The 1304-nt window shown below is 72.7% G+C and carries 1 protein-coding gene; it reads right to left on the bottom strand.

Annotation, left to right across the window (positions count from 1 at the left end; genetic code table 11):
• Window positions 1-1304 (bottom strand): 3'-5' exonuclease (locus tag I5I_RS00355; protein ID WP_036314903.1); only part of this gene is annotated, 1304 nt, incomplete at both ends.

Below are 1304 nucleotides of genomic sequence, written 5' to 3'. Positions count from 1 at the left end.
GCGATACGGACGTTCGGGCAGCGCACGGCGCAGCGCCGGCGCGTCGCCGAGAAAGTCCTTGAAACGGGATGCCGGGAAGCGCACGGGCGCCGCCGGTCGCGCCGAGCGCTGCCGCTCCGCCCGCTCGGCGAGCAGGAGGGCGAGTTCGGCGGTGGGCTCGGCGTCCGCCGCCCGCCGCACGCCGTCGGCGGCGGCGGCGACGGTGCCGCGCCGCGCTCCGAGGGGATCGAGCGGCCACGTCAGGAGGCGGCGGCGACCCTCGAAAGGGTTCTCGCCCGGGTCGACGTCCGGGTCGAGCGTCCGGCCCAGGGCCGCGGCCATCTCCTCCAGGAAAGCGCTCGGGCGACGCGGCGACGTGGTGCCCGACCAGTGCGAAGCGCTCAGAAGCAGGTGGTCGCGTGCACGAGTGACGGCGACGTACGCCAGCCGACGCTCCTCATCACGCTGGCGCGCGCGCCCGGCCGCGACGAAGTCGTTCAGGGCGCCGACGAGATCCTGCTGCGTCGGGGACCGGTCGGCATCCCACCGGAAGTCGGGCAGCCAATCCGCGTCGCCGCGGAACTCGTACGGGAGAAGGCCGAACCCGAGCCACCCACGCGTGTCCTTCGGCCGCGAGGGCAGCTCGTCCTCGACCAGGCGGACGACCGCCACGGCGTCCCATTCGAGGCCTTTGGACCCGTGGATCGTGAGCAGCTGCACGACATCGTCCTCGGGCGGCTCCGTGCGGGGTGCGAACTCATCGAGGCGCTCGGCGTGGTCGAGCCAGGCGAGAAGGCTCGGCAGCGAACCACGGTCATCCGTCGCCAGAAAGCCGTGCAGTTCATCGACGAAAGCGCGCAGCTGATCGCCGGCGACGCGTGCCGGACCGCGCGCCTCATTCGCGGCGAGCTCGATGTCCAGGCGGAGCTCGAGTTCGATCATGCGCACGAGCTCCGGGATCGGCAGCGTCGCCTGCCGACGCAGGCCGGCGAAGACGGCGGCCGCCTCGCGCAGGCGTTCCCGCGCCGCGGCCGTGAAGTCGGACAGCCAACCGTGGTCGACGCCGTGGCGCAAAAAGAAGTCGAGGGCGTCGATGAGCGAGCCCTGGTCATCCCCCGCCGACGAACGCATCCGCGCCACGACGTCGGGCTCCAAGGGCCGAAGCGCGGCGTCGTGACGGCTGATCCTGCGGGACAGCTCACTCAATGCCCGCAGATCAGCCACGCCGATCCCCCAGCGCGGGCCGGCGAGCAACCTGATCAGCGACGAACCCGCGCGCGGGTCGCTGATCACGCGGAGCGTCGCGACCACGTCGACGACCTCCG

Origin of the sequence: Microbacterium sp. B24 (assembly GCF_000333415.1) — a bacterium.
GTDB lineage: Bacteria > Actinomycetota > Actinomycetes > Actinomycetales > Microbacteriaceae > Microbacterium.
The sequence above is the reverse complement of the archived record's forward strand: the minus strand, read 5'-3'. Positions and strand labels throughout refer to the sequence as shown.